Below are 26,491 nucleotides of genomic sequence, written 5' to 3'. Positions count from 1 at the left end.
CACAAAAGAACCCCCCCACTCCTGTGCTTACCTGCCCCCCTCCGCTCGGGCCACCGCCAGCGGGCCCCCCCCCCCCCCCCCCCCCGCGGGGGGGGGGGGGGCCCCCCCCCCGCCCCCCCCGCCCCTGCGTCGTCGGCCGGTCGGCCTGCGGATTCCGGCCCGCGGTTCGCGCCGCAGGTTCCGGCCGTTCGTTCGGGCGGCGGTTCAGGCCACCGGGGCGAAGCCCGGCAGCCAGCGTTCCAGGATCGACCGGTACGGCGCCTTGGCCTCGAGCTGACAGAGCACGCCGATCGAGCCGAGCGTCACCCGGTGGATCAGCAGGTACGACGGGGGCAGGTTGAGCTGCCGGCTGAGTTGGTACGCCGGTGAGCGAGGGCTGGCCAGCCTGGTCGCCTCGGCCCGCAGCCAGGCCCGGGTGAACCGGAACTCCTCCTCCGCGACCGGGGCCAGCATGGGCCGGATGAAGTCCAGTACGGCCTGGGCGTCGATCGGCTCGGTGGGGCTGACGAAGCCCTCCTCGCGCAGCCCCTCGACCACGCCGTCGGCCTCGCCGCGCAGGGCCAGCCCGGCGAGCCGGCCGATCGGCTCGGGCGTGCCTTCCGGCATCCGGGCCACCGCCCCGAAGTCGATCACGCCGAGCCGGCCGTCCGGCAGCAGCCGGAAGTTGCCCGGGTGCGGGTCGGCGTGCAGCAGGCCGGCCCGAGCCGGCGCGGACAGGTGCAGGATGGCCATCAGCCGGCCGGCCTCGTCGCGTTGCGCCTCCGTGCCCGCCCGGATGATCTCGGCCAGCGGGGTACCCTCGATCCACTCGGTGACCAGAACCCGAGGGGTGGCCGCGAGCACCGCCGGGATGAAGATCTCGCTGTCGTCCGCGTACGCGGCGGCGAAGGCGCGCTGCGACTCGGCCTCCAACTCGTAGTCCAGTTCCTCGGTGATCCGCTCGCGCAGCTCGACCAGCAGCGGCTTGACGTCCAGCCCCGGCTGGATCGCCCGGAACATCCCGCCGAGGCGGGAGAGCTGCTTGAGGTCGGTGAGCAGCGCGTCGCCGGCCCCCGGGTACTGGATCTTGACGGCCGCATCGCGGGACGCCCCACCGTCCGGGTCCCGCCACACGGCCCGGTGCACCTGCCCGATGCTGGCCGCGGCGGCCGGGGTGTCGTCGAACCTGTCGAAGCGCTCCCGCCAGGCCGGACCGAGCTGCTCGGCGAGCACCTTGTGCACCGTGGCCGCGGGCAGCGGCGGCGCCGCCTCCTGGAGCTTGGTGAGGGCCTGCCGGTAGGGGGCGGCGACCTCCTCGGGCAGGGCCGCCTCGAACACCGACAGCGCCTGGCCGAACTTCATCGCCCCGCCCTTGAGCTGCCCGAGGACGCTGAACAGCTGCTCGGCCGTGCGTTGCTGGATCTCGGCGGAAATCACGTCGGAGGCCAGCCCGGTGACCCGCTTACCCATGCCGAGGACGGTCCGGCCGGCGAAGCCGAGCGGCAGAGCGGCGAGCTTGGCGGTCCGGGACACGGCCCGGCGCGGGATGTCGGTCACTCGGCCATTGTTACCGACTCGGCGGCCTCGCGGCTGCTCCGTGGCCGGGCCGGGCCGCCCGACCCCCGGATCGGTGCCCGCCGGGCCTGCCCGCCTCCGACCCAGGCCCCTGCCCGGCGGCCCCTGCCCGGCGGCCCCTGCCCGGCGGTCGTGCCGGGCCGCCGGCCGGTCCCCCCGACCCCGCCCGCCGACCCCGAGGGAGCCGTCGCGGCCGGTCAGCGGCCCCGTCCGGCACAGCGGCAGGACGGGTGGGGCGGCCAGGTGCGCCGGCGCAGCCGGCCGGGGCCGGTCACCTCCACGGCGCAGCCCAGGGTCTCCGGCGTGCCGCCGTCGAGGTGGGCCAGCGCCTCGGCGACGGCGTACCCGACTGCGGCGAGCAGGGTGGCCGTGCCGCAGGACTGGTCCGAGGCGTCGGCGGCGAGCTGGGCCGCGAGCGCCGGCCAGCCCGGGTCCCGCTCGGTGCGGTACAGGTCGACGCAGCGCAGACAGGGCCCGACGGGCGGACGGACGAGCGGGCCGATCGTCGGCACCCCCTCGCGCAGGGTGAGCAGCAGATGCGGCTGGCGACGCTGGGCGAACCCGGCCGCGAGCAGGGCTGCCGGTCGGTCGATGCCGAGCTGGAGCACGAGGTCGGGCCGGTTACGGGGCAGCGGGCGGGTGGCGGTGCCGGGGGCGGCCCGGTCCACCGCGGCGCGTACCGCCGGGGCGAGCGGGTGCCCCAGGTCGGTGGCGGCCAGCCCGGTGCCGACCAGGTCGGCCGGGCGCACCGACCCGGCGAGGTTCGCGTGGACGTGTCCCACCCCGGCCTGCGCGAGCGCGACGGCGACGGGAGCGCCGAGCCGGCCACCGCCGGTCACCAGCACCCGCGCGGCCCGGCGTCGCCGCAGCACCTGGGCCGGCGTGCCGGGCAGGTCCGGCGCGGCCAGGGCCAGCGCCCCGGCCTCCGCGGCGAGGCGGTGCCGCGCCGGGCCGGCGAGGTCGCGGGGGAGCAGCGTGTGCGCGGGTACGACCAGCCCGGCGTCACGCAGCGCGTCGAGCAGCCCGCGCGCCTCGTCCTGCCGCACGTCGGCGTCGGCGGCGTGCGCCAGGACGAGCCGTTCGCTGCGGGAGCCGTCGAGCAGGTCGAGCACCCGAACGGCGCGGGGGTTGGCCACCTCGACGAGGACGGCACGGCTCGATCCCAGCCCGAGCTGGAGGGTGTGCCGGTCCCGCCACAGGCGGGTCAGGCCGGGAAGCAGAACGGGCCGGGGCAGCGCGGGAGGGCTCATGATGACGAATCGTTACCGAGTCACCGCTGTCCGTCGATCGTTGTCCACAGGTGCGCCCCGCCCTGCCCTGGGTTCTCCACAGAAAAAGTCGAGTTATCCACAACCGGTCGGTAACCGTGTCGGCCAGCCGACACCGGACGGGCACCGAAACGGTGCGGGGGAGGGTGGCCGCAGCCGTCCTCCCCCGCACCGGACCCGTACGGGTCAGACCTTGGCCTTGCCCAGGATGCGGTTCACTGTTGTGCCGCATACCGGACACTTGCCCTTGGCCATGTTCATCCCGGTCTTCGAGACCTCGACGTGCCCCTCGAAATCCCGCTTCTCCTTGCACTTGACGCAGTAACCGTTGTAGGTCTGGGCCTGGTCGGCCACGGGTGCCCTCCTCGTCTCGTCCGCCGGTCGATCTGGCTCCGGCGGTTGCCCGGCGGCGGGCCACGCGGGGCGCCGACGCTGGGTCTTTCTCCGCGGCCACCCTCGTGACCGCTGGTCCGCGGACCCTACCCAGGTACGGGCGGTTCCATGTCAGCTGTGCTTCGACACTGTGAGCAAGTCGACGTCGAGAGTGTGCATGCCGAATTAGGTCGGATAAGTCAGTTTGGCGGGGACACGCCGGGTGAAAGCACCCAGATGCCCCAGGAGGGGGCCCTGGGGAGGCGGTCGGGACGGTGATCACCTACGGTGGGGATCGAGCCCTCGGGCCGCCCGGCACGGTCCCCTCGACCGTGACGGAGCGTCTTCGTGACGGTCTGCAAGGTTTTTTTTCGGGACTTCCGACCACCAACCATGACTTTCCGGGCGCGTGTCGTGGTGTTGACTCTTGCGGACCCCTGGTCAGTACCCATTAGCTTTCCTTCGTGACAGCAAAACGAGGCTGCGCGGCCCACTGATGGCAGGGGTGCGGAAGCCGGTCGTCGAAGTACGGCGCAGCCAGCGCCGGCGACGCACGGTGTCCGCCTACCGCGACGGTGAACGGGTCGTGGTGCTCATCCCCGACCAGTTCTCCCGGGCCGAGGAGACCGAGTGGGTCGACCGGATGCTGGCCCGGCTGGAGGCCCGGGAAGGGCGCCTCGCCCGCTCCGACGACGAGCTCCTCGGCCGCGCCGCCCGGTTGCGCAGCCTCTACCTCGCCGAGTACGGCGACCGGGCGGTGCCGTCGAGCGTCCGCTGGGTGACCAACCAGAACGGCCGCTGGGGCTCCTGCACCCCGGCCGACCGGACCATCCGCCTCTCGCACCGGATCCAGGACATGCCCGACTGGGTGATCGACTACGTCCTGCTGCACGAGTTGGCCCACCTCATCGTGCCCAGCCACAACGCCCGGTTCTGGGCGCTGGTGGGGCGCTGTCCCAAGGCCGAGCGGGCCCGTGGGTACCTGGAGGGCGTCGCCGCCGCCTCCGGCGGCCCGCTGACCGACTGACCGGTTCGGTGGGCCACGGCACCGGCACCGGGCGCGCGGTGGTGTGGCCGACGGCCTAGGGTCGGGGCGTGGCCCGACGTGTGGTGGTGGCGTTGCTCGGACCGGTGGCATGGGCGCCGCCGGGGATCGACCCGGTGGCTTGGCGGGCCGCGCTCGCCGAGGACGTGGTGGACCTGCTCGCCACGCTCCAGGAGGTGGAGACGGCGATCGCGGCCACCCCGCAGGACAGGTCGCTGGCCGAGGCCGTCGTCTGGCCGGGGATGGCCGTGTACGAGGTGCCCGAGGCCACCGTCACCGCCGTCCTCGCCGCGCTGACCGGTTACGACCAGGCGGCCGTCGTTGCCGCCGACGCCCCGGACCTGCCCGGCCTGACCGTCGGCAAGCTGCTCCGCCCGCTGACCACCCGGTCGGTGGCGGTGGCCCCCGCCGAGGGGGCCGGCCCCGGCCTGCTCGGCGTCGCGTCCCGGCTGCCCGTGCCGGGATGGCTGCCGGAGGTCGACCTGGACACCGCGCTCCCGGCGGACGTGCGGCGCAACGCCCCGCGCCCCGGGGACGTGGCTGTCACCGCCGCCTGGCGGCGGCTGCGCGGCCCAGCCGACCTGGCCACCCTCGACCCCGCCGTCGAGGGCTGGGAGACGACCCGCGCCCTGCTCTCCGGCCGCCGCTGACGGACGAGGGCCGCCGCTGACGGACGAGGGCCGCCGCTGACGCGCGAGGGCCGCCGCTGACGCGCGAGGGCCGCCGCTGACGCGCGAGGGCCGCCGGCGCGGTGCGCCGACGGCCCTCGGGTGCGCTCGGGAGAACGGGGTCAGGACTCCTCGGCGTCGTCCCCGGTGCCCTCGGGGCGCGGACGGGGGGAGCCCGGGGCCTGCTCCTCCGGGCCGCCCGGCGCGCTGAAGTCGAAGTTGGCCAACTCGTCGTCGAGGTCGAGCCGGGCCGTGGCGAACGCCGCCGGGTCGGCGAAGTCGTCGTCGGAGGGGAGCAGGTCCGGGTGGCCCCAGACGGCGTCCCGGCCGGAGATGCCCCGGTGCTCGGTCAGCGCCGCCCACAGGGCCGCCGCCTCGCGAAGCCGGCGCGGGCGCAGCTCCAGCCCGACCAGCGCCGCGAACGTCTGCTCGGCCGGCCCTCCGGCCGCCCGCCGCCGCCGGAACGCCTCGCCGAGGCGGACGACGTTGGGCAGCCGCTCGCCGGCGGCGTTGTCGACCACGTGGCAGACCCAGCCCTCCACCAGGGCGAGCGCGGTCTCCAGCCGGGCCAGCGACGCCTTCTGCGCCGGAGTGTCCTCCGGGGTGAAGATGCCCTCCAGGGCGATCGCCTGCATGGATTCCGGGTCGGTCGGGTCGACCCGCCCCATGGCCTCCTCGATCGCCTCCCGGTTGACCCGGATGCCCGACGCGTACGTCTCGACGGCGTTGAACACGTGCCCGCGCAGCCACGGCACGTGCTCGAAGAGCCGCTGGTGGGCCGCCTCGCGCAGGGCGACGTAGAGGCGCACCTCGTCCTCGGGCAGCTCCAGGCCCTCTCCGTACGCCCGGATGTTGGCCGGGATCAGCGCGGCGGTGCCGGCCGGGCCGAGCGGGAGCCCGATGTCGCCGGCGGAGAGCACCTCCGCGGCGAGCGAGCCGAGGGCCTGCCCGAGCTGGCCGCCGAACAGCGCGCCGCCGAGGGTGGCCATCATCGACTGCATCGGGCCGAGCTGGGCCCGCGCCTCCGGCGGCACCAGGTCACCCATCGCGCCGACCATCCGGCTGGCCACCGGGTCGCAGAGCTTGCGCCAGACGTCCAGGGTCTTGTAGATCCACTCGTTGCGGTTCCACGCCAGCGAGGTGCGGATGCCCGTCGGCCAGGCGGTGACCGGCTCGAGCCAGAGGTCGGCGAGGCGCAGCGCCTCCTCGACCGAGTGCCGCTCGTGCGGCGAGACCGCCGGATCGCCCGCCGCGGCGAGCTGGCTGGCGGCCACCTGCCGGGCCAGGTCCCAGTTGACCGGCCCGCTGCCCGGCGCGGAGAGCAGGTGCTGCAGCTGCGACATGAACTGCTGCATCTGCGCGGGATCGTTGGGATCTGGTGGTTGCCCACCCGGGAGCGCGAAACCGAACGGAATATCAGGCACGACGTCTACGGTACGCGGGCTGCGCCCCAGGTAGCCGCCACCGGCGTTGCGCTGAGGGCGAAGTCGTCGTCACCGTCCGGGCCCTCGCCGGACCGGTCGGTACGCTCTGCGCCATGAGACGTCGCGGCGTGACCGTCCTCCTGGGTGCCCTGCTGACCACCCTGCTGAGCTTCGGTGTGCTCAACGCGCCCATCCCGTACGTGGTGCTCGGTCCCGGGCCCACGGTGAACACGCTGGGCACCTCGGACGGCAAGGAGGTCATCCAGGTGTCCGGGCGGGCGACGTCCACCTCCGCCGGCCAGCTCCGGCTGACCACGGTCGGCGTGCAGCCCACCGTCCGGCTGCGCTCGGCGCTGTCCGGCTGGTTCTCCTCCGACGAGGCCGTGGTGCCGCGCGAGCTGGTCTACCCGCCGGGGGAGAGCCGGCAGGAGGTGGAGCAGCGCAACGAGAAGGACTTCCGTAACTCCCAGACCAGCGCCGAGACGGCGGCCCTGCGAAAGCTGGGGTACCCGGTCCGGGCGCAGGTGAAGACCGTGACGGCGGGCGGCCCGTCGGCCGGGGCGCTGCAGGTCGGCGACGTCGTCACCTCGGTCGACGGCACGCCGGTGACCAGCGCCGGCCGGCTCACCGAGCTCGTCCGGGCCAAGCCGGCGGGCACCGCGCTGACCATCGGCTACACCCGCGACGGCGCCGCCGCCACGGCGCAGGTCACCAGCCGGGAGCAGGACGGCCGGCCGCGGATCGGGATCGAGATCGACCAGCAGCAGCCGCACCCGTTCACCCTCTCCATCGACCTGAACGACATCGGCGGTCCCAGCGCCGGCCTGATGTTCGCCCTGGGGATCGTGGACAAGCTGGAGCCGGCCGACCTGACCGGCGGGAAGATCATCGCCGGTACCGGCACGATCGACGACGAGGGGCGGGTCGGCCCGATCGGCGGGATCGCCCAGAAGCTGGTCGGCGCGAAGCAGGCCGGGGCCAAGGTGTTCCTGGTGCCGCAGGCCAACTGCGCCGAGGCGGTCCGCAACCCGCAGCCCGGCCTTCCGCTGCTCAAGGTGGGCACGATCGACGACGCGCTGACGGCCCTGGCGACGCTGCGCGAGGGCGGCGAGCCGACCCGCTGCTGACCGAACCGACCCTGCCCGGCGTGACCGTGGGCCGCCGCTCTCAGGAAGACCCCGTACGCTGTGTGCCTGGTCGGAGCCGATCACATCGAGCGTGCGGAGCCAAGAGTGGTCATGCGTAGCAGCCCCCTGCCGAGGATGAGCCGGCGCGGACGCGTCACGATCGGGGTGCTGATCGGGGTGTTCGTGCTCTTCACCCTGCTGGGCTGGGGGGTGCAGGCCTGGACCGACTGGCTGTGGTTCGACGAGGTCCGCTACACCCAGGTGTTCACCGGCGTGCTCACCACCCGGGTACTGCTCTTCCTCGTCGTCGGCCTCGCCATGGCGGTGATCGTCGGCGGCAACCTGTGGCTGGCCCACCGGCTGCGGCCACGGCTGCGCCCGCACTCGCTGGAGCAGGCCACCCTGGAGCGGTACCGGATGGTGCTCGGCCCGCGGCTCGGCCTGTGGATCAGTCTGGCCGCCGTGGTGGTCGGGCTCTTCGCCGGGCTCTCGGCGCAGAGCCGGTGGAACCAGTGGCTGCTCTTCCGCAACGGCGGCGACTTCGGCGTCAAGGACCCCGAGTTCGGCATCGACATCGGGTTCTACGTCTTCCAGTTGCCGTTCTGGCGCTACCTGCTCGGCGTCGGCTTCACCGCCGTCGTGCTCGCCCTGCTCGGCGCGCTGGCCGTGCACTACATCTTCGGCGGCGTGCGGCTGCAGGGCGTCGGGGACCGGATGACCAACGCCGCGCGGGCCCACCTGAGCACGCTCGTGGCGGTCTTCGTCCTGCTCAAGGCCGTCGCGTACGTGCTGGACCGGCGCTCCATGCTGCTGGACTACAACGAGGGGGCGAAGCTCTACGGCGCCGGGTACGCCGACATCAACGCCCTGCTGCCGGCCAAGGAGATCCTCGCCTACATCTCGGTCGTGGTGGCAATCGCGATCATCGTGTTCTCCAACGCGGTGATGCGGAACCTGGTCTGGCCGGGCATCTCGCTGGCCCTGCTCGGCGTCTCCGCGGTCGCCATCGGCGGTATCTACCCCTGGGCGGTGCAGACCTTCGAGGTCAAGCCGAGCGCCAAGGACAAGGAGGCCCCGTACATCGAGCGCGCCATCGGGGCCACCCGGTCGGCGTTCGGGCTGGCCGACACGAAGACCTCGCCGTACGCGGCGAGCAACCTCGTTCCACCGGGGAGCCTGGCCACCGACACCTCCGTGGTGCCGAACGTGCGGCTGCTCGACCCGCAGCTCGTCTCCGAGACGTACACCCAGCTCCAGCAGGTCCGGGGCTTCTACGACTTCGGCCCGAAGCTGGACATCGACCGGTACGCCGTGTCCGGCAAGACTTCCGACTACGTGGTCGGGGTCCGGGAGGTCAACTACAACGAGCTGACCGACCAGCAGAACACCTGGATCAACCGGCACACCGTCTACACCCACGGCTACGGCCTGGTCGCCGCGCCGGCCAACCAGGTCGTCTGCGGCGGTCAGCCGTACTTCGTCTCGGGCTTCCTGGGCGAGAAGACCCAGGAGGCGTGTTCCTCGCAGGTCGAGCAGATCCCGGCCAGCCAGCCGCGCATCTACTACGGCGAGCGGATGGGCCCGGACGACTACGCGATCGTCGGGCAGGCGAACCCGGAGCGGAACGCGGAGTTCGACCGGCCGACCCAGACCGGCGGCGAGCAGTACTACACCTACACCGGTGAGGGTGGCGTCGAGATCGGCTCGTTCACCCGCCGGCTGCTGTACGCGATCAAGCAGCAGGAGTCGAACTTCCTGCTCTCCGAGGCGGTCAACGACAACTCGAAGCTGCTCTACGTGCGCAACCCCCGGGACCGGGTGGAGAAGGTCGCGCCGTTCCTCACCGTCGACGGCGACCCGTACCCGGCGGTGGTCGGTGGCCGGGTGCAGTGGATCGTCGACGGCTACACGACGGCCGCGACCTACCCGTACGCCGAGCGGGTGAACCTCCAGGCCGAGACGACCGACGAGCTGACCGGACGGGGCACGTTCCAGCTCGCCCGGGAGAACGTCAACTACATCCGCAACTCGGTCAAGGCCACGGTCGACGCGTACGACGGCACGGTCCGGCTGTACGAGTTCGACCAGACCGACCCGGTGCTGAAGGCGTGGAACAAGGCGTTCGGCGGGGACCTGGTGCTGCCCAACGACAAGATCCCGGCCGAGCTGCGGGAGCACCTCCGCTACCCGGCCGACCTGTTCAAGGTGCAGCGCAACCTGCTGACCAAGTTCCACGTCACCGCCCCGGGTGACTTCTACTCGGCGCAGGACTTCTGGCAGGTGCCGAACGTGCCGGACAACCCGGACGGCGGGCAGAAGCAGCCGCCGTTCTACCTGTGGACCCAGTTCCCCGGCCAGGACGCGCCGCGCTTCCAGCTCACCTCGGCGGTCACCCCGAACGGCCGGCAGAACCTCGCCGCGCTGATCTCCGGCTCGTACGTGGACGGCAAGCCGCAGCTGGAGGTGCTGGAGCTGCCGGACCAGACCCGGATCTCCGGCCCGGTGCAGGTGCACCAGCAGATGACCAACAACGCCAACATCCGGCAGCAGCTCAACCTGCTCTCCTCGAACCAGGCCCAGGTGCAGTACGGCAACCTGCTCTCGCTGCCGTTCGGCAACGGGATGCTCTACGTCGAGCCGGTGTACGTGAAGAGCAACCAGCAGGACGCGTACCCGCTGCTGCAGAAGGTGCTGCTGTCGTACGGCGACGGCGGTTCGTACGTGGTGCTGGCCAACAACATCACCGACGGCATCAAGCAGCTCGTCGAGCAGGGCAAGGAGGCCGCCCAGGGTGCCACCCCGCCGTCCGGCGGCACGCCGCCGCCCGGCGGGACCAACGCGCCGCCGCTGACGGGCGAGCTGGCCGAGGCCGCAGGCAAGGTGCAGGCGGCCATCGCCGAGGTCAAGGCCGCGCAGACGTCCGGTGACTTCGAGCGGTACGGCCGGGCGCTCAAGGCCCTCGACGACGCGATGACGGCGTTCCAGCGGGCGCAGCAGGCGGCCACGCCGGCCTCGCCGACGCCGGGTGCCACGCCGAGCGGCAGTCCCGCCCCGTCGCCCTCGGCGGGCGGCTGACCTGCGCGGAGTCGCCCGGGTCGGGCCGTTTTGCGGTCCGCCCGGGCGGTGCGCTAGGGTTAACCAGTCGACGCGGGGTGGAGCAGCTCGGTAGCTCGCTGGGCTCATAACCCAGAGGTCGCAGGTTCAAATCCTGTCCCCGCTACTCGTCGGAAAGGCCCCGGAGATTACTCCGGGGCCTTTCGCGTTGTCCGGTAGGTTCGGGCCCCGGCGCTCGGTCCCGGGCCCCTGCGCCTGCGATGCCCGGCACGGTGGCTTGCGGATGCTCGGCACCGTGCCGGATGCGGAGGGCTGCCGGACCGTGCCGGATGCGGAGGGCTGCCGGCGCCCGGAGACGTGACGCGACGCCCCCCGGGGTCGGTCGTCCGCCGGCCCGAGGGGCCGGCTGATCTCCGTCCAGGGGATGCGCTAAGCTTTAGAAGCCGACGCGGGGTGGAGCAGCTCGGTAGCTCGCTGGGCTCATAACCCAGAGGTCGCAGGTTCAAATCCTGTCCCCGCTACGAGCCAGAAGGGCCCGGAGATTACTCCGGGCCCTTCTGCTTTTCCATTCTCCGCCGCCCGGCTTCCGGCGTCGCTGTCCGGGTTGGCCTTCCTGGTCCCGCCCGGGTTCCGGTTCCTGTTCGCGACCGGTCTCCCTCGTCCTGAGGCGGTCCGTCCGGAAGCTCCCGGTGAAATCCGGTCCGTCCGGGTGCCGCTGTTGCGCCGCTCGGCGAGGATGGGGGGCATGTCTTCGTCAAACAAGTGGTGGGGCCGGCTGAGCGCGGTCCTCGGTGCGGTCGTGTTGTCGGTCTTCGTCCCGGTCGCGGCCTGGGCGTCCACCGGTCCTGGCGAGCTGGTGGTCGAGGCCGCCAGGCGACGCCGGGGCGGTGGCGGCTTCCTGGGGCTGCTCTGCTGCCTCGTCGTCGTCGGCGGAATCGTCCTGCTGGTGCTGATGCTGATGCGCAACCGGCGCAACCGGCCGCCACGCTGACCGGTTCGCGCTGACCGGGTGGGGCCGACCCGTCACGCTCGGCGCGGCGGGTCGGGTCACTCGGCCAGCGCGGCGTTGGCCTGGGCGATGAACCGGGTCGTCGCCGCGCGGATGCCGGACCGGCCGGAGAGGACCCCTTCGGCCGTGGCGACGAGCAGGGCCCGCACCCGGGCGTGCCCCTTCGGGGGTGGGCTGGGCGCGGGGCCGAGGGCGTCGGCGAGAGCCTCGGCGAGGGCGGCGGCCCGCTGCTGTCCGGCGTCGGTGACGCTCTCCTTGACGTACCGGCGGTTGGCGAGGTTCGGGTTGACCCCCCGCTCCTGGCCCAGGGCCACGCCCGCCTCCATGTTGGTGGTGAGGAAGTTGATCACCTCCGCCACCACGTCGGGTCGCCGTGTGCCACGGAACGCCGCCCAGTACATCGACGCCCGCGCCCACTGCGCGCCCGGCGGGCCGGGGAACGCGGCCAGGGCCAGCTCGTCGTCGGTGTAGCGCTGAAGCTCGGGGAACTGGTGGGCCCACGCGAACGAGGCGGCCGTGTGCCCGGTCACCACCAACTGGCGGTTCGGCTCGCCGCTGTCGGCCTGGTCGACCAGGGCGGCGCTCGGGGTGGCCCGACGGGTCCGGGCGGTCTGCCACAGCTCGAACCAGTCGACCAGATCGGCCGCGGTGAAGCCGAGCTGCCGGCCCTGGTACAGCTCGCCACCCCGGGACCGCAGCCAGAGCCAGAGCGCCCGGTGGTCCCCGGACGGGTCCATCGTGCCGGCCACCCGGCCGTCGGCGGCCCGGGTGACCCGCGCAGCCCAGTCGACGTACTCCTGCCAGGACATCCCGGTGCGGGGCTCCGGGACCTTCAGCCGGCGCAGCAGGGCGCGGTTGTAGACCACGGCGGCGGTGGTCTGGGCCGCCGCCACGCCCACGGTGCGGCCGTCGACCTCGCCGTAGCGGACCAGGCCCGGGGAAAGCCCGCGCAGGTCGAGCCGGTTGTCGGCGACGTACCCGCCGAGGTCGAGCAGGATGTCCCGCCGGGCGTACTCGGTGAGGACGGTGTCGTCGACCTGGATCAGGTCGGGCACGTTCCCGCCGGCCGCCTGGGTGGCGAGCCGGTCGTAGTAGCCGTCGAGGCCCTGCCAGGTGACCCGGAAGCTGATCCGGGGGTTGCGCGCGGAGTAGAGCCGCAGCGCCTTCTCGGTCAGCTCGGCCCGCTTCGTGCTGCCGTACCAGAAGACGGAGAGCTCGATCAGCCCGTCATCGACGGGCGTCTCCTCCTCGTCGCCGCACCCGGTCAGGCCGGTCGCCGCGAGCGGCGCCCCGAACAGCGCCCCCAGCAGCCGCCGGCGGCCCGGGTCGGCGCCGGCGTGGGGGAGCGGGGGACGGGCGGTGGGCACAGGGATTCTCCTGGTCGTCCGGCGGGCGGTCGGACCATTTACACAGCCGGCGCGGGCGGGTGTCAACGGCCGTCCGGCCGGGATCGGGCCGAGGCGACCCGAAGATCGACCGGCCTCGCCGGGCGGCTCGTCGGCCCCTTCCTCCCGGCGTCCCGATCCCGGTCCGGCCGGCCGTGGCCGGTGGACCCTCCCGGGTGGCCGGCCCGGCCGTTTCGAGGGCCGTGGTGTACTAGGCCGCGTGGAACTTCTGCACTCGGGCAAGGTCCGGGACGTCTACGCCGACGGCGACGACCTGATCCTGGTCGCCTCGGACCGGATCTCGATCTACGACGTGGTGCTGCCGACCCCCGTACCGGACAAGGGCCGGCTGCTGACCGCGCTGTCGCTGTGGTGGTTCGAGCAGCTCGCCGATCTGGTGCCGAACCACGTCGTCTCCGCCACCGACGTGCCGGCGGAGTTCGCCGGCCGGGCGATCCGCTGCCGGCGGCTGGAGATGGTCCCGGTCGAGTGCGTCGCCCGGGGGTACCTGACCGGCGGCGGCCTCACCGAGTACGAGCGCACCGGCGCGGTCTCCGGCGTCGAGCTGCCCCGCGGGCTGGTCGAGGCGTCGATCCTGCCCGAGCCGATCTTCACCCCGTCGACGAAGGCGCCCAAGGGCGAGCACGACGAGCCGATCACCTACCAGCAGGTGGTGGACAAGGTCGGCGCGGAGACCGCCGGGCGGCTGCGGCAGATCACCATCGACGTCTACTGCCGCGGTGCCGAGCTCGCCGCCGAGCGGGGCATCCTGGTCGCCGACACCAAGATCGAGCTGGGCTGGGCGGCGGACGGCACGCTGGTCCTCGGCGACGAGGTGCTCACCTCCGACTCGTCCCGGTTCTGGCCGGCCGAGTCGTACCAGCCGGGCCGGGCGCAGTTCTCCTACGACAAGCAGTACGTCCGGGACTGGGCCACCGGCGGCGGCTGGGACAAGCAGCCGCCGGCCCCCGAGGTGCCCGCCGAGGTGATCGAGGCGACCCGGGCCCGCTACGTCGAGGTCTACGAGAAGCTCACCGGCAACACCTGGGCCTGACGGCGACCCGTAACCGCGTCTCGCCGCCCGGTGCTCCTTCGTCGAGCTGATCAAGGCCGGGTGATCCGGATTCCTTGATCCTTTGTCGTCCAGCGACGTGACACGCCGGGCGATGTGTCGCTCAACGACAGACGATCTTGTTGCGAGGCGAGACCGGACTCGTCCCCGGCGCATGCAGCACTTCGGGCGTCCCGTGGCCTTTCCCGGGGTGGAGGTGCCATGCAGCCGACATTCGAGGATTTCGTGACCGCGCGCGGGGGATCGCTGCTGCGGTTCGCGCTGATGCTTACCGGTGACCGGCACCAGGCCGAGGATCTTGTCCAGTCCGTCCTGGCCAAGGCGTACGTCCGGTGGGGCCGGGTGGCCGGGATGAGCCAGCCCGAGGCGTACCTGAAACGGGTGCTGGTCAACGAGAACCTGCGCTGGTGGCGGCGGCGCTCGTCGCGCGAGGTCCCGGTCGCCGCGCCCGACGACGGCCCGGCGGGCCCGGACGGTGCCGGTTCGCACGCCGCCCGGGACGCCGCCTGGGCGCTGCTGGGCCGGCTGCCCCGCCGCCAGCGGGCGGTGCTGGCGCTGCGGTACTACGAGGATCTCTCCGACACGCAGATCGCCGAGGTTCTCGGCTGCACCCCGGGCACGGTGCGTTCCCAGGCTGCCCGGGCCCTCGCCACGCTCCGGGCCGTGGTGCCCGCGATGGATCGGGAGGCACTGCCATGAGCCGGTACGACGTGGAGACGTTGGTCCGGGACGCGTTCCGCAGCCGAGAGCACGAGACGGAGGACGCGCAGCCGGGCCTGGTCGGAGCGGTCCGTGCCCGGGTGGCACGCCGCCGCCGGGTCCGGGTCGTCGCGGCCGGGGCAGGCGTGCTGGCCGTGCTCGCCGCCGCCGGGGGGACCGCGTCGGTGCTGACCGACCGCCCGCCCGCCGTCGACGCGACCGCCGAGGACCGGGCCGCGACCGCCGACTGGCGCTGGGAAAGCTCCCTCGGCGCGCAGATCCGGGTGCCGGCGGCCTGGACGGTGAACAACCTCGGCTGCCTGATGACCGGCGAGCCGAGCGTGGTCCGGGGACGGCACGCGCAGCCCGCCTGCCTGACCCCCGAGCCCGTCGGCAAGGAGGTCGCCGTCATCGGCGAGCAGCCGGTCGACCAGCCCGGCGGCGACGGGCTGGTGGGGCGCGAGGTCACCGTGGACGGGGTGCGGGCCGTCCGCACCGAGGGGCGGCTGCCCGACGGCCGGTACGCCGGCTCGGTCACCGTGTCCGCCCGGCAGGTCGCGGTGACGGTGCGGACCCGGGACGAGGCCACCACCCGGCGGATCCTGGACAGCCTCCGGCTGGTGGAGACCGATCACGCCGGCTGCGCCGCCCGCCGCCCCGCGATCGCCGCCGCGCCCGCCGTGACCGGCGGGCCGTCGGGCCCGGTGGCGCAGCCCGCGAAATCTGCGGTGAAGGCACCGTTCTTGCCGCCCGACCCGGCCTCGATCGGGATCTGCTCCTACGGCTCGTCGTTCCCCAGCAGGCTCGACCGGCTTCAGGCCTCGGCACGGCTGACCGGATCGGACGCCGCCGCGCTCGCCGCCGGGCTCAACGCCGCCCGCCCCGGCGGCAATCCGGACGTCACGGGCTCCTCCTGCCCCCGGCCGGAGCCGGTCGACTACGACGCGCTGCTCCTGGTGCGCCACGGGGGCGCGGAGACCCGGGTGCGGGTCACCTGGAGCGGGTGCGCGGGGCGCGGGCTGGACAACGGGGCGAGCCGGGCGGAGCTGACCATGTCGCTGCTGGCCAGCATCATGGGCCCTGTGCACACCGGCTACCAGTTGTCCCGGGATCTGCCTGACTAGCCCAACCCTCCCCGGCCGCCCGGATGTTCGGCGGTACGAACGCCGTAACCCGTGGCACCGAGCCTGAGCCGGTCAGGAGATGGCTCAGTCTTCCCAGTCGAGGGTGCGCTGGACGGCCTTGCGCCACTGGCGCAGCTCCCGGTCGCGGTGCTCCGCGCCCATCGTGGAGGTCCACTGGGCGTCGGAGCGCCACTGGGCGCGCAGGGTGGCCAGGTCCGGCCAGAAGCCCACGGCGAGCCCGGCGGCGTACGCGGCGCCGAGGCAGGTGGTCTCGGTGATCCGGGAGCGGACCACCGGCACGTCCAGCACGTCGGCGAGGAACTGCATCAGCAGGCCGTTCGCGGTCATCCCGCCGTCCACCCGCAGCCGGCGCAGCGCCACGTCCGAGTCGGCGTTCATCGCGTCGACCACCTCGCGGGTCTGCCAGGCGGACGCCTCCAGCACCGCCCGGGCCAGGTGCCCCTTGGTGATGTAGCCGGTCAGCCCGGCGATCACCCCGCGCGCGTCGCTGCGCCAGTGCGGGGCGAACAGTCCGGAGAACGCCGGCACCACGTAGCAGCCGCCGTTGTCGTCGACCGTGCGGGCCAGGTCCTCCACCTCCGCGGCGGTGGCGATCAGCCCGAGGTTGTCCCGCAGCCACTGCACCAGCGAGCCGGTGACCGCGATCGCCCCCTCCAGGGCGTACGCGGCCGGCTGGCCGTCGATCCGGTACGCCACCGTGGTCAGCAGGCCGTGCGTCGAGGTGACCGGGCTGGCCCCGGTGTTCAGCAGCAGGAAGCTGCCGGTGCCGTACGTGCACTTCGCCTCGCCCGGCTGGAAGCAGGTCTGCCCGAACAGGGCGGCCTGCTGGTCGCCGAGCGCGCTGGCCACCGGCACCCCGGCGAGCAGCCCGTCGGCGGTGCCGTACACCTCGGCCGAGGAGCGGATCTCCGGCAGCATCGCCGCCGGCACGCCGAGCGCGTCGAGCAGTTCCGGGTCCCAGTCGAGGGTCTCCAGGTCCATCAGCATGGTCCGGCTCGCGTTGGTCACGTCCGTGACGTGCCGGCCGGTCAGCTTCCAGATCAGCCAGCTGTCCATCGTGCCGAACAGCACCTCGCCCCGCTCGGCGCGCTCGCGCAGCCCGTCGACGTGGTCGAGCAGCCAGCGCAGCTTCGGGCCGGCGAAGTAGGTGGCCAGGGTGAGCCCGGTGCGGGCGCGCAGCCGCTCCTCGCCGTACGCGTCGGCCAGCGCGCGCAGCTGCGGCCCGGTGCGGGTGTCCTGCCAGACCACGGCGTGCGCGACCGGGCGGCCGGTGGCCCGGTCCCAGACCACGGTGGTCTCCCGCTGGTTGGTGATGCCGACCGCCGCCAGCCCCTCCGGGCCGGTGCCGGCGGCGTCCAGCGCCTCCCGCACCACGAGCTGGACGTTGTCCCAGATCTCCTCGGCGTCGTGCTCGACCCAACCGGGCCGGGGGAAGATCTGCCGGTGCTCGCGCTGGGCCACGGCGACGATCTCCCCGGCCCGGTCGAACACGATGCACCGCGAGGAGGTGGTGCCCTGGTCGATGGCGGCGACGTACTCTCCGGTCACGGCAGCACCGTACCCGCCCGGCCGCGTGTCCGCCGGCCACCGCCGGCCGTACGATCAGTCAACGTGCGCGACATCGCCGTTTTCAGTGGAACCGCCCATCCCGACCTCGCCGCCGAGATCTGTGCCCATCTCGGGGTGCCGCTGCACCCCGTGCGGGTGTCCCGGTTCGCCAACGACTGCCTGGAGGTGCAGTTGCAGGCGAACTGCCGGGAGCGGGACGTCTTCCTGATCCAGCCTCTGGTGCCGCCGACCCAGGAGCACCTGGTCGAGCTGCTGCTCATGATCGACGCGGCCCGGGGCGCGTCGGCCGGCCGGATCACGGTGGTGCTGCCGCACTACGCGTACGCCCGGTCGGACAAGAAGGACGCGCCGCGCATCTCGATCGGCGGCCGGCTGGTCGCGGACCTGCTCACCTCGGCCGGCGCGGACCGGGTGCTGGCGATGACCCTGCACTCGCCGCAGGTGCACGGGTTCTTCAGCGTCCCGGTGGACCACCTGCACGCGCTGCGCGAGCTGGCCGGCCACTTCCAACGGTACGACCTGAGCAACACCGTGGTGGTGTCGCCCGACCTGGGCAACGCCAAGGAGGCCGCCGCCTTCGCCCGGATGCTCGGCACCCCGGTCGCGGCCGGCGCGAAGCAGCGGTTCAGCGACGACCTGGTCAAGATCAGCACGGTGATCGGTGAGGTGGCCGACCGGGACGTGATCGTGCTCGACGACGAGATCGCCAAGGGCAGCACGGTGATCGAGCTGATGGCCCACCTGCGCGCGCTGAAGGTCCGCTCGATCCGGCTGGCCTGCACCCATGGCCTCTTCTCCAGCGGTGCGCTGGACCGGCTCAGCGGGCAGGACGGGGTGCTGGAGATCGTCTGCACGAACACGGTGCCGATCCCGGCGGAGAAGCGGGTGCCCAAGCTGGAGGTGCTCTCGGTCGCGCCGGCGCTGGCCGAGGCGATGCGTCGGATTCACAACGGGGAGTCGGTCAGCGCCCTCTTCGGCTGAGCCATGCCCGGCGTCAGCCATGCCCGGTGGCGTGCCGGCGTGGGGTCAACCCCCGGCGCGCCGGAGGGCGCCGAGGGCGGCGCTGATCCGGACCGTGGTGCCGGCCGCGCCGGTCTCGACCTCCATGGCGTCGCTCAGCTCGCGGGCCAGCCAGAGGCCCCAGCCGCCGGCGGTGTCGGGCGCGGGGCGGTCGCGGTCGTCGAGCCGTCGGGCGCTGATCCCCCGCCCGTGGTCGGCGACCTCGCAGACCAGTTGCCCCGGATGGCACCACATCCGCAGCCAGCCCTGCCCGCCGCCGTGGCGCACCGCATTGGTGATCAGCTCGTTGACCGCCAGCACGAAGTCGTCGAGGCGCTGCCCGTCCAGGCCGGCCGCGTGCGCGCAGGAGGTGACCGAGTGACGCAGCTCGGTCACCTGTGCCTGTTCGAAGGCCTCGGCGATCAGGGGGGAAGTGTCGATGGGCACAACCGTACGCGGTGCGGGCAGTTCTACGTTCGTCATGGCCCCGTCCGGAGGTGGGTCGCGGACCTGATTTGCGGCTTTTCCACCGTACGCCAGGATTGTTGGTCGCGCATCCGCCACCCCTGCGGGCCCCGTACCGGGCTGTGGCATCGTGACGGGCGTGCCGTCGCCGCCCGGTGGATTCGAGGTCCCGCTCTGGCGGGCCGTAGCGGTGTTCCGGTTCGCGGCCCTGGCGTACGTCGGCCTGCTGGCCCTGCGCGACGCCGACCGGTACGCCCACCCGGCGCCGGCCGGGGTGGTCCTGCTCGTGATGCTCGGCTGGACGGTGACCACCGCGTACGGCTATGCCCGCCCGGACCGGCGGCGCTGGCCGCTGCTGGTGGCCGACCTCGCGGTCGTGCTCGGGGTCCTGCTGGTCAGCCCGTGGGTGCAGGGGCGGTCCGCACTCGCCACCGGCGCGCCCAGCCTCGCGGTGGTCTGGCTGGCCGGGCCGGTGCTCGCCTGGGCGGTCTCCGGCGGCCGGCGCCGGGGCACGGTGGCCGCGCTGCTGGTCGGCGGGGTCGACCTGGCGACCCGGGACCGGATCGGCCAGTCCACCTTCACCGGGGCGATCCTGCTGCTGCTGGCCGGCGCGGTGGTCGGCCACGTCGCCCGGCTCGCGGTGACGGCCGAGCAGCGGCTGCACCGGGCGGTGGAGCTGGAGGCGGCCACCCGGGAACGGGAGCGACTGGCCCGGGACATCCACGACTCGGTGCTCCAGGTGCTCGCGCTGGTGCAGCGGCGCGGCGCCCACCTCGACGGGGAGGCCGGCGAACTGGCCCGGCTGGCCGGGGAGCAGGAGGCCGCCCTGCGCGCCCTGATCGGGCAGGCGGGCATCGCCGCGCCGGCCGGGGACGGGAACACCCGCGACCTGCGGGCAATGCTCGACCGGTACGCCTCGGCGACGGTCGTGGTCTCCGCGCCGGCCAGCCCGGTGCCGCTGCCCGGGTGGGTGGCCGCCGAGCTGGCAGCCGCCGTCGGCGCGGCGCTCGACAACGTGTCCCGGCACGCCGGCGGGCGGGCCTGGGTGCTGATCGAGGACGAGGGGGAGAAGGTGACCGTCTCGGTACGCGACGAGGGGCCGGGGATCCCGGCGGGCCGGCTGGCCGAGGCCGCGGCGCAGGGGCGGCTGGGAGTGGCGCAGTCGATCCGGGGACGGGTCGCCGACCTGGGCGGCGAGGTGCGGATCGTCTCCACCGCCGGTGCGGGGACCGAGATCGAGCTGAGCGTGCCGAGGAGTGGGCGATGAGCACCGGCGTCCGGGTGATGGTGGTCGACGACCACCCGATGTGGCGTGAGGGGGTGGCCCGCGACCTCACCGAGGCCGGGCACCTGGTGGTTGCGACCAGCGGGGAGGGGCGGCAGGCCGTCCGGGTGGCCGCCGCGGCCCGACCCGACGTGGTCGTGCTCGACCTGCAACTGCCGGACATCTCCGGCGTCGAGGTGATCCGCGGCCTGCGCGCCGCGCTGCCCGAGGTGCGGGTGCTGATGCTGTCGGCCAGCGGCGAGCCGCAGAGCGTGCTGGACGCGGTGAAGGCCGGCGCCACCGGCTACCTGGTCAAGTCGGCCGCCCCGGCCGAGTTCCTGGACGCGGTGCGCCGGACGGCGGCCGGCGAACCGGTCTTCACGCCGGGCCTGGCGGGGCTGGTGCTGGGGGAGTACCGGCGGCTGGCGGTCGGCCCGGCGACCCCGGACGCCGCCGCGCCCCGGCTGACCGACCGGGAGACCGAGGTACTGCGGCTGGTCGCCAAGGGGATGTCGTACAAGCAGATCGCCGAGCGGCTCCGGCTCTCCCACCGGACGGTGCAGAACCACGTGCAGAGCACGCTCGGCAAGCTCCAACTCCACAACCGCGTCGAGCTGACCCGCTACGTCATCGAGCGGGGGCTGGACGACTGACGGCCCGAGGCCGCGGCACTCCGGTCCCCGCCGACGCGTCCCGGCGGTCCGCTCTAGTGCGAGTCGGGCGGGCGGGTCTCGTGGATCGCGAGTTCCTCGGCCGTCGCCCCGCCGCCGGCCGACCCGGCGTCGTACGCGATGTTGTCGGGCTCCAGGTCGGAGTGCGCCCCCTCGTCCGGTTCGACCAGCCGGCCGACCTCGGCGTCGGCGGCGCCGAGCTGGCCGTGGTCGTACAGGGAAACGGGGGAGTTCGGGTCCGAGGTGGGGCCCGGGTTGAGCACGTCGGCGTCGAGCTGCGCCTGGGCGGCCTGTTCCTCGCTGTCCGCCTCGGCCGCGATGCCCGGGTCGACCGGGGCCGCCAGCGGGTCGTCGGCGGGGCGCTCGTAGCTCTCCCGCTGGAGCTTGTAGTCCAGCGACTCGCCGTCGAGCTGCTCCTCGGCGGTGGTGCCGAACCGGTCCACCGCCACCGGCGTGCGGTCCCCGGGCAGCTGGGCCGGCTCCGGGCCGTCCGCCTCCCGGCCGGTCAGGACGTCGTCGTTGGCAGTCGAGTCGTCGTCGGCGGTGTCGGGCAGGCCCTCGGCCTCCGGATCGGAAACGGGGGTCGGGTACTCGTTGTCGCGCATGGCTGATCACTACCCGCTGCCCACCGCCCGTAACCGACGCCCCCGCCCGATCTCCCCGTCCGGCCCACCCCGTCCCCGTCGAGCATGGAGTCGGACTGCCCCTGCGAAAAAGCCGCTAAACGGAATAAGTAGGGGGGTGCAGGACTGCCCAGACGAGCTTGCCGTCGGGCAGGAGGGTGCTGCCCCAGCGCTGGGCCACGGTGTCGATCAACAGCATGCCCCGGCCGCCCGCCGTGTCCACCGGGGCGAACCCGCGGTACGACGGCTGCTGCCGGGAGTGGTCGCGTACGCCGATGTGCAGCGTGTCGCCGTGGGGCGCCAGCCGGACGGTCATCCCGGTGCGGGCGTGTGCGACCACGTTGTTGACCATTTCGGTCGCCGCGATGCAGCCCACCTCGGCCAGGGCACCGATCCCCCACCGGGCGCAGCCGTTGGTCACCAGCATCCGGACCTGCCGCGCGGCGCCGACGACCGGGGCCAGTTCCGTGGTGGTCGCCGCGGTCATCGGGGCCCGGGCCAGCGCCGCCATCGCCTCGTCGAAGGTCGAGCACACCGGCAGCCCGTCGCCCGCCGTCGTCTCGGCGGGGTCGAGGACCAGCACGTCCGCCGCCGGCCAGTCGGCGATCTCGCTGCGCACCTCGGCGAAGACCCGTCGGGCGGCGGGATCGGCCACCCGCAGCCGGGACAGGTCGACCACCACCGGGCCGGGCCGCTCGCAGAGCCGCAGGAGCAGCGCGTCGCGCACGGCCCCGGTGGCGGCGGAATCGAGCACGCCGGACAGCCGGAGCACCCCGGACGACTCGTCCGTCTCCACCAGGCAGCGCACGTCGGTCGGCATGACCGCCCCATTCTGCACGTCGGTGGTGTCGCGCGCATCCGGTCGGTCGGGGCGCTTCATCAGCGATCCGTCCGGGCTCGGCGGTTCATCGCCGCCATCGTGCCGACCGCGGTGCCGGCGGCGGCGAGCCCGAACGCGGCCGTCATCCGGACGAGTTGCCGCCGCCGGCCGTGCCACCCGCCGTCCCGCTCGGCCGCTGCGTCGGCGGTGAAGACGTTGCCGGTGCTGTCCAGCCGGCCGGCGGGCCCGAACTGGGTGCGGTGGGCGTACCAGCCGAGGACCCGCTCGGCCAGCGCCGGGGCGAGCCGCCACTGCGCGCCGATCAGCCGGGCGGCACCCCCGGCGTACGCCTCCCGGCGGGGCCGGCGCAGCACCCGCACGATGGTCTCGGCCACCACCTCGGGCGGGTACACCGGTGGCGGCGGCACCAGCTCCCGGCCGGTGTGGTTGGCGGCGTGCCGGAAGAACGGGGTGTCGATGGTGGCCGGCAGCACCGTGCAGACCGAGATGTTGCCCCGCCCGGTGACCCGGAGCTCCTGCCGGACCGTGTCGGCCAGCCCTCGGATCCCGTGTTTGGTGGCGTTGTACGCCGACTGGTAGGGCATCGCCACCTCGGCCAGCACGGAGGCGTTGTTGACCAGCACCCCGCCGCCGGCCGCGTCGAGGTACGGCAGGGCGGCCTTCATCCCGTACACGGCCCCGAGCAGGTTCACCTCCAGCACCCGGTGGAACTCCCGGACGGGGATCTCGTCGAAGAGGCCCACCGCGCTGACCGCCGCGTTGTTGACCCAGGCGTCGATGCGGCCGAACTCCTCCGCCGCGCGGGCCGCGAGGCGTTCGACCGCCACCGGGTCCGTGACGTCCGTGGGTACGGCCAGCGCCCGGCCGCCCAACGCGCGGCAGCGGGACGCCACCCGCTCCAGCGCCTCCTCGCTGCGGGCCGCCAGCACCACGGCCGCGCCGCGGCGGGCCAGCGCGTACGCGGTCGCCGTGCCGATGCCGCTGGAGGCGCCGGTGAGCACGACGCTCGCGTCATCGAGACTGCGGGTGAGAGGCATTCTTCGCCCGTACCCTCGCCGGGCCCGCTCATGCCGCCGAGCCTGGTCGAACAGCGGCCACGCCCCGTCGCGACCCCGGCCCGGCCGGTCGTACGTTTCCGACTTGCCAGGTTTCACACCCGGGGGTCGCGGTTAATGGGACCCTCTGACCGGGAGGACCCACCAGCTCGGGAAACGCGTGGAGGTGACCCATGCGCGTCGGCCTAGTGTGCGCGCATTCCGGACCGTCGCGGCCCGTCGACGGTCCGGTCGTCGGCACGCGCGAGCACATCGCGCGGGTCGCCGCCGAACTGGCCGGCCGGGGCCACGACGTGCACGTGTACGAGCGCCGCGACGATCCGGCGCTGCCGGCGACGCTGGAGCTGAACGGCTACCGGGTGGAGCGGGCCGCCGTCGGCCCGGCCGCTCCGACGCCCACCGCGGAGTTGGTCCCGCACGTGGCCGAGTTGGGCCGCTGGCTGGCCGACCGGTGGTCCGGCGAGTGGACCCCGGACGTGGTGCACGGGCACTACTGGGTCGGCGGGCTGGCCGCCGCGCAGGCGGTACGGGAGACCGACATCCCGGTCGTGCAGACGTTCCACTCCCTCGGCGTGGAGCAGCTTCGCCACCTCGGCCCCCGGTACGACGGCCCGGGCACCCGGATCCCGCTGGAGCGGGCCCTGACCCGGGCGGTGGACATCGCGGTCGCCCAGTGCAACGACGAGGTCGACGAGCTGACCCGGATGGGGCTGCAACGCACCTCGGTGGCGATGGTCCCCGCCGGGGTGGACATCGAGCACTTCCACCCCGACGGGGAGGCGGCCCCGCGCGACCAGCGCCCCCGGATCCTCTCCGTCGGCGGCCTGTCGCCCGGACACGGGCAGGAGGACCTGATCCGCGCGATGCGGCTGGTCGGCGACGCCGAGCTGGTGATCGCCGGTGGGCCGCCGGTCGACCAGCTCACGCACCACGCCGAGGCCCGCCGCCTGCGTGAGCTGGCCGAGCGCACCGGCGTGGCCGACCAGGTGACGCTCGTCGGCGCGGTGCCGCACGACCAGATGGCCACCTGGTACCGCTCGGCCGACGTGGTGGCCTGCACCCCGCACTACTCCTCGGCCGGCCGGGTGTCGCTGGAGGCGATGGCCTGCGGCGTGCCGGTCGTCGGGTACGCCATGGGCGGCATCGCCGACGCCGTGGTCGACGAGGTCACCGGGAAGCTGGTGCCGCCCGGCGACGTCCGGGCCCTGGGGGTGGCCCTGCGCCGGCTGCTCGCCGACAACGCCGGCCGGTTCGCCTACGGGCACGCCGCGGTGGACCGGGTGCGGTGCAGCTACACCTGGGAGCGGACGGCCGGCGCGCTGGAGCGGCTCTACGAGCGGGTGGTCGGCCGACGCCGGCCGGTCGAGGCGGCGTAGCGGTCGGGCCGGCGGCTCAGCGGCGGGGGTGGGCCGGGGCGGCGGCGGGCAGTACCGCCCGGTCGCGTTCCCGAACCACCTCGTGGTGGTGCTGCGGCTCGGCGTACCTGGTCAGGCCGATCACCGCGGCCAGCGTGGTCAGGAAGCCGAGCGCGGCCAGCCACTCCCGGCCGGGCCAGATCTTGTCGTTGAGCAGCAGCAGCCCCACGATCGCGGCGGGCACCGCCCCGGCCGCGTCCATCGCGGCGACCGCCGCCGTGGTCGAGCCGCGCTGCATGGCCAGGCCGAGCAGCAGTTGGCCGACCACCGAGTGGGCCACCAGCAGGTAGAGCAGCGGGTCGCGGAAGAACCCCTCCACGCTCGTCACGGCGGCCAGCGGGCGGGCCGCCACCGCGGCGGCCGAGAAGGCCATCCCGGCCAGCGAGCCGAGCGCCACCGACCCGGGTGCGCCGTGCAGCCGTACCGCGAAGAAGCCGACCACGGCGATCACCGCCAGGGCCACGGCCAGCGCGACCAGGCCGGCGGTGCCGAGCGGCCCGGACTGGGCCGGCTGCGCCGACAGGACCAGCCCCGCGATCCCGGCGAAGAGCAGCACGAGCAGCCCCACCTCGGCGGTGGGCAGCCGCCACTTCAGCACCAGCACGCCGAGGATGGCGGTCACCCCCAGCCCGGCCGCCACGCTCGCCTGGACCAGGAACAGCGGCAGGTCCCGCCGGGCCAGGAAGGCCAGCACGAAGCCGCCCACCTGGCAGGCCACGCCGATCAGGTACGTGCGGTGGCCGGCCAGCCGTAGCAGCAGCCCGGGATCGAAGTTGTGGTGCAGGGTGGTCCGCGCCGCGGCGACGGACTGCAGGAGGTTGGCGATGCCGTACGCGACGATCATCGCCGCCAGGAAGCACCAACCGGAGGACACCACCTGGCGAGGATAGAGGCTGACGGCGCTCAGCGCGCGGGGGGCCGACCCAGCCTCGCGAGGACGTCGGCGTGCAGCGGCCCGTTGCTGGCCACCGCGCTGTGTTCCCCGGACGCGTCGCCGCCGGGCGCGGGCCGGCCGGCCAGGTCGGTGATCGTCCCACCCGCCTCGGTGACGATCGGCACCAGCGCGGCGACGTCCCACAGGGACAGCTCCGGCTCGACCATCACGTCCAGCGCCCCCTCGGCCAGCAGCATGTAGCCGTAGAAGTCGCCGTACGCCCGGCTGCGCCAGGTGTCCCGCATGAGCTGGAGCACCGGCTCCAGCAGGCCGGCGTCCTCCCAGCCGGACAGGGACGAGTAGCAGAAGCTGGCGTCGGCGAGCCGGCCCACCCCGGAGACCCGGATCGGGGTGCCGTGCGCGGCGTCCGGGCCGGCGTACGCGCCCTCGCCGACCGCACCCCACCAGCGCCGGCCCAGGGCCGGGGCGGAGACCAGCCCGAGCACCGGCCGGTCCCCCTCCAGCAGGGCGATCAGGGTGGCCCAGACCGGCACCCCCCGGACGAAGTTCTTGGTCCCGTCGATCGGGTCGAGCACCCAGCGCCGCCCGTCGGGCCCGGCGGCGGGCTGCTCGCCGTACTCCTCGCCGAGCAGGCCGTCGCCGGGGCGCCGCTCGGCCAGCACCGCGCGGATCTCCCGCTCGACGGCCGTGTCGGCGTCGGAGACCGGGGTCAGGTCCGGCTTCGTCTCGACCCGCAGGTCGAGGGCGCGGAACCGGGCCGCCGAGATGGCGTCCGCCCGGTCGGCGAGCAGGTGGGCGAGGGCGAGGTCGTCTGCGTACCCGGTCATGCCGGAGACGGTAACGGCGGCCGGGTCGTGCCCCGTCGCGCGGGT

Annotated in this window: 24 protein-coding genes and 2 tRNA genes; 14 read left to right on the top strand and 12 right to left on the bottom strand. The window is 74.0% G+C overall.

What is annotated here, in order from left to right; genetic code table 11:
- Positions 1-204 precede the first annotated feature (204 nt).
- From ABT023_RS18605 to ABT023_RS18595, 3 genes are all read right to left on the bottom strand, one after another.
- Complete coding sequence (locus ABT023_RS18605) at positions 205-1,536, bottom strand: ABC1 kinase family protein (protein ID WP_350887055.1); 1,332 nt, start codon at positions 1,534-1,536, stop codon at positions 205-207.
- A gap of 215 nt (positions 1,537-1,751) precedes the next feature.
- A complete protein-coding gene (locus ABT023_RS18600) occupies positions 1,752-2,804 on the bottom strand; it encodes a hypothetical protein (RefSeq protein ID WP_350887052.1) in 1,053 nt (350 codons plus the stop codon).
- Positions 2,805-3,008: 204 nt separating this feature from the next.
- Positions 3,009-3,176, bottom strand: a complete 168-nt coding sequence (locus ABT023_RS18595; RefSeq protein ID WP_007464795.1) for a DUF5679 domain-containing protein — start codon at positions 3,174-3,176, stop codon at positions 3,009-3,011.
- A gap of 514 nt (positions 3,177-3,690) precedes the next feature.
- Here ABT023_RS18595 and ABT023_RS18590 point away from each other — a divergent pair.
- Positions 3,691-4,221 (top strand): M48 metallopeptidase family protein, encoded by a 531-nt coding sequence (locus ABT023_RS18590; protein ID WP_350887050.1) that lies wholly within the window; start codon positions 3,691-3,693, stop codon positions 4,219-4,221.
- A gap of 68 nt (positions 4,222-4,289) precedes the next feature.
- Positions 4,290-4,889 carry a hypothetical protein gene (locus tag ABT023_RS18585; protein ID WP_350887047.1) on the top strand — a complete coding sequence of 200 codons (600 nt, stop codon included), beginning with the start codon at positions 4,290-4,292 and terminating at the stop codon, positions 4,887-4,889.
- Between the two features lie 140 nt (positions 4,890-5,029).
- Here ABT023_RS18585 and ABT023_RS18580 read toward each other — a convergent pair whose 3' ends face one another.
- Positions 5,030-6,262 carry a zinc-dependent metalloprotease gene (locus ABT023_RS18580; protein WP_350887044.1) on the bottom strand — a complete coding sequence of 411 codons (1,233 nt, stop codon included), beginning with the start codon at positions 6,260-6,262 and terminating at the stop codon, positions 5,030-5,032.
- Positions 6,263-6,444: 182 nt separating this feature from the next.
- On the opposite strand from ABT023_RS18580, the gene ABT023_RS18575 reads away from it, so the two are divergent.
- The 5 genes from ABT023_RS18575 to ABT023_RS18555 all read left to right on the top strand — a co-directional run bounded on the left by ABT023_RS18575 (position 6,445) and on the right by ABT023_RS18555 (position 11,503).
- Positions 6,445-7,458 (top strand): YlbL family protein, encoded by a 1,014-nt coding sequence (locus ABT023_RS18575; RefSeq protein WP_350887041.1) that lies wholly within the window; start codon positions 6,445-6,447, stop codon positions 7,456-7,458.
- A 111-nt stretch (positions 7,459-7,569) separates the two neighbouring features.
- Entirely contained in the window at positions 7,570-10,533 is a 2,964-nt protein-coding gene (locus ABT023_RS18570; protein ID WP_350887039.1) for a UPF0182 family membrane protein, read from the top strand.
- A gap of 71 nt (positions 10,534-10,604) precedes the next feature.
- Positions 10,605-10,678 (top strand) — tRNA-Met (locus ABT023_RS18565).
- Between the two features lie 281 nt (positions 10,679-10,959).
- A tRNA-Met gene (locus tag ABT023_RS18560) sits at positions 10,960-11,033 on the top strand.
- A gap of 224 nt (positions 11,034-11,257) precedes the next feature.
- The gene (locus ABT023_RS18555; protein ID WP_350887036.1) at positions 11,258-11,503 is read left to right on the top strand and encodes a hypothetical protein; all 246 of its coding nucleotides are present in this window, start codon (positions 11,258-11,260) and stop codon (positions 11,501-11,503) included.
- A 56-nt stretch (positions 11,504-11,559) separates the two neighbouring features.
- Here the strand turns inward: ABT023_RS18555 and ABT023_RS18550 are convergent, their stop codons facing one another.
- Positions 11,560-12,888, bottom strand: a complete 1,329-nt coding sequence (locus tag ABT023_RS18550) for an ABC transporter substrate-binding protein (RefSeq protein WP_350887034.1) — start codon at positions 12,886-12,888, stop codon at positions 11,560-11,562.
- A gap of 238 nt (positions 12,889-13,126) precedes the next feature.
- Between ABT023_RS18550 and ABT023_RS18545 the strand changes: the two genes are divergently transcribed.
- The 3 genes from ABT023_RS18545 (at position 13,127) to ABT023_RS18535 (ending at position 15,801) form a co-directional block, all read left to right on the top strand.
- Positions 13,127-13,960: a phosphoribosylaminoimidazolesuccinocarboxamide synthase gene (locus tag ABT023_RS18545; protein ID WP_350887031.1), complete on the top strand. Its 834-nt coding sequence runs from the start codon at positions 13,127-13,129 to the stop codon at positions 13,958-13,960.
- Between the two features lie 219 nt (positions 13,961-14,179).
- Positions 14,180-14,677, top strand: coding sequence for a SigE family RNA polymerase sigma factor (locus tag ABT023_RS18540; protein WP_350887029.1), 498 nt, complete (start codon positions 14,180-14,182; stop codon positions 14,675-14,677).
- Positions 14,674-15,801, top strand: coding sequence for a hypothetical protein (locus ABT023_RS18535; RefSeq protein ID WP_350887026.1), 1,128 nt, complete (start codon positions 14,674-14,676; stop codon positions 15,799-15,801). Before ABT023_RS18540 ends, ABT023_RS18535 begins: the two co-directional genes overlap by 4 nt.
- 84 nt (positions 15,802-15,885) lie before the next feature.
- On the opposite strand, the gene glpK is transcribed toward ABT023_RS18535, so the two are convergent.
- The gene (glpK, locus tag ABT023_RS18530) at positions 15,886-17,370 is read right to left on the bottom strand and encodes a glycerol kinase GlpK (RefSeq protein WP_350887023.1); all 1,485 of its coding nucleotides are present in this window, start codon (positions 17,368-17,370) and stop codon (positions 15,886-15,888) included.
- Positions 17,371-17,433: 63 nt separating this feature from the next.
- Between glpK and ABT023_RS18525 the strand changes: the two genes are divergently transcribed.
- Entirely contained in the window at positions 17,434-18,372 is a 939-nt protein-coding gene (locus tag ABT023_RS18525) for a ribose-phosphate diphosphokinase (protein ID WP_350887020.1), read from the top strand.
- A gap of 45 nt (positions 18,373-18,417) precedes the next feature.
- On the opposite strand, the gene ABT023_RS18520 is transcribed toward ABT023_RS18525, so the two are convergent.
- Entirely contained in the window at positions 18,418-18,873 is a 456-nt protein-coding gene (locus ABT023_RS18520) for an ATP-binding protein (RefSeq protein ID WP_350887018.1), read from the bottom strand.
- Between the two features lie 121 nt (positions 18,874-18,994).
- Here ABT023_RS18520 and macS point away from each other — a divergent pair, with 121 nt between their 5' ends.
- The gene (gene macS, locus ABT023_RS18515; RefSeq protein WP_350887016.1) at positions 18,995-20,122 is read left to right on the top strand and encodes a MacS family sensor histidine kinase; all 1,128 of its coding nucleotides are present in this window, start codon (positions 18,995-18,997) and stop codon (positions 20,120-20,122) included.
- Entirely contained in the window at positions 20,119-20,772 is a 654-nt protein-coding gene (locus tag ABT023_RS18510; RefSeq protein ID WP_350887014.1) for a response regulator, read from the top strand. The genes macS and ABT023_RS18510 overlap by 4 nt, the downstream gene beginning before the upstream one ends.
- A gap of 53 nt (positions 20,773-20,825) precedes the next feature.
- On the opposite strand, the gene ABT023_RS18505 is transcribed toward ABT023_RS18510, so the two are convergent.
- The 3 genes from ABT023_RS18505 to ABT023_RS18495 form a co-directional block, all read right to left on the bottom strand.
- Positions 20,826-21,395, bottom strand: a complete 570-nt coding sequence (locus ABT023_RS18505) for a DUF5709 domain-containing protein (RefSeq protein WP_350887012.1) — start codon at positions 21,393-21,395, stop codon at positions 20,826-20,828.
- A 115-nt stretch (positions 21,396-21,510) separates the two neighbouring features.
- Positions 21,511-22,293 (bottom strand): STAS domain-containing protein, encoded by a 783-nt coding sequence (locus tag ABT023_RS18500; RefSeq protein WP_350887010.1) that lies wholly within the window; start codon positions 22,291-22,293, stop codon positions 21,511-21,513.
- Positions 22,293-23,291, bottom strand: coding sequence for an SDR family oxidoreductase (locus ABT023_RS18495; RefSeq protein WP_350887008.1), 999 nt, complete (start codon positions 23,289-23,291; stop codon positions 22,293-22,295). The genes ABT023_RS18500 and ABT023_RS18495 overlap by 1 nt, the downstream gene beginning before the upstream one ends.
- A gap of 191 nt (positions 23,292-23,482) precedes the next feature.
- Here ABT023_RS18495 and ABT023_RS18490 point away from each other — a divergent pair, with 191 nt between their 5' ends.
- A complete protein-coding gene (locus ABT023_RS18490) occupies positions 23,483-24,685 on the top strand; it encodes a glycosyltransferase (protein WP_350887006.1) in 1,203 nt (400 codons plus the stop codon).
- Between the two features lie 16 nt (positions 24,686-24,701).
- Here the strand turns inward: ABT023_RS18490 and ABT023_RS18485 are convergent, their stop codons facing one another.
- Complete coding sequence (locus ABT023_RS18485) at positions 24,702-25,568, bottom strand: hypothetical protein (protein WP_350887076.1); 867 nt, start codon at positions 25,566-25,568, stop codon at positions 24,702-24,704.
- 59 nt (positions 25,569-25,627) lie between these two features.
- Positions 25,628-26,446 (bottom strand): histidinol-phosphatase, encoded by an 819-nt coding sequence (gene hisN, locus ABT023_RS18480; RefSeq protein WP_350887003.1) that lies wholly within the window; start codon positions 26,444-26,446, stop codon positions 25,628-25,630.
- Positions 26,447-26,491 lie beyond the last annotated feature (45 nt).

The organism is Micromonospora sp. NPDC002296 (assembly GCF_040296145.1).
Lineage (GTDB): Bacteria > Actinomycetota > Actinomycetes > Mycobacteriales > Micromonosporaceae > Micromonospora.
The sequence above is the reverse complement of the archived record's forward strand: the minus strand, read 5'-3'. Positions and strand labels throughout refer to the sequence as shown.

What these genes read in the sequence shown, in the direction of transcription:
- ABT023_RS18600 (WP_350887052.1), bottom strand. Translation starts at nt 2,804, where the DNA reads ATGAGCCCTCCCGCGCTGCCCCGGCCCGTTCTGCTTCCCGGCCTGACC.
- ABT023_RS18590 (WP_350887050.1), top strand. Translation starts at nt 3,691, where the DNA reads ATGGCAGGGGTGCGGAAGCCGGTCGTCGAAGTACGGCGCAGCCAGCGC.
- ABT023_RS18580 (WP_350887044.1), bottom strand. Translation starts at nt 6,262, where the DNA reads ATGCAGCAGTTCATGTCGCAGCTGCAGCACCTGCTCTCCGCGCCGGGC.
- ABT023_RS18575 (WP_350887041.1), top strand. Translation starts at nt 6,445, where the DNA reads ATGAGACGTCGCGGCGTGACCGTCCTCCTGGGTGCCCTGCTGACCACC.
- ABT023_RS18570 (WP_350887039.1), top strand. Translation starts at nt 7,570, where the DNA reads ATGCGTAGCAGCCCCCTGCCGAGGATGAGCCGGCGCGGACGCGTCACG.
- ABT023_RS18555 (WP_350887036.1), top strand. Translation starts at nt 11,258, where the DNA reads ATGTCTTCGTCAAACAAGTGGTGGGGCCGGCTGAGCGCGGTCCTCGGT.
- ABT023_RS18540 (WP_350887029.1), top strand. Translation starts at nt 14,180, where the DNA reads ATGCAGCCGACATTCGAGGATTTCGTGACCGCGCGCGGGGGATCGCTG.
- ABT023_RS18535 (WP_350887026.1), top strand. Translation starts at nt 14,674, where the DNA reads ATGAGCCGGTACGACGTGGAGACGTTGGTCCGGGACGCGTTCCGCAGC.
- ABT023_RS18520 (WP_350887018.1), bottom strand. Translation starts at nt 18,873, where the DNA reads ATGACGAACGTAGAACTGCCCGCACCGCGTACGGTTGTGCCCATCGAC.
- ABT023_RS18510 (WP_350887014.1), top strand. Translation starts at nt 20,119, where the DNA reads ATGAGCACCGGCGTCCGGGTGATGGTGGTCGACGACCACCCGATGTGG.
- ABT023_RS18505 (WP_350887012.1), bottom strand. Translation starts at nt 21,395, where the DNA reads ATGCGCGACAACGAGTACCCGACCCCCGTTTCCGATCCGGAGGCCGAG.
- ABT023_RS18500 (WP_350887010.1), bottom strand. Translation starts at nt 22,293, where the DNA reads ATGAAGCGCCCCGACCGACCGGATGCGCGCGACACCACCGACGTGCAG.
- ABT023_RS18495 (WP_350887008.1), bottom strand. Translation starts at nt 23,291, where the DNA reads ATGCCTCTCACCCGCAGTCTCGATGACGCGAGCGTCGTGCTCACCGGC.
- ABT023_RS18490 (WP_350887006.1), top strand. Translation starts at nt 23,483, where the DNA reads ATGCGCGTCGGCCTAGTGTGCGCGCATTCCGGACCGTCGCGGCCCGTC.
- ABT023_RS18485 (WP_350887076.1), bottom strand. Translation starts at nt 25,568, where the DNA reads ATGATCGTCGCGTACGGCATCGCCAACCTCCTGCAGTCCGTCGCCGCG.
- hisN (WP_350887003.1), bottom strand. Translation starts at nt 26,446, where the DNA reads ATGACCGGGTACGCAGACGACCTCGCCCTCGCCCACCTGCTCGCCGAC.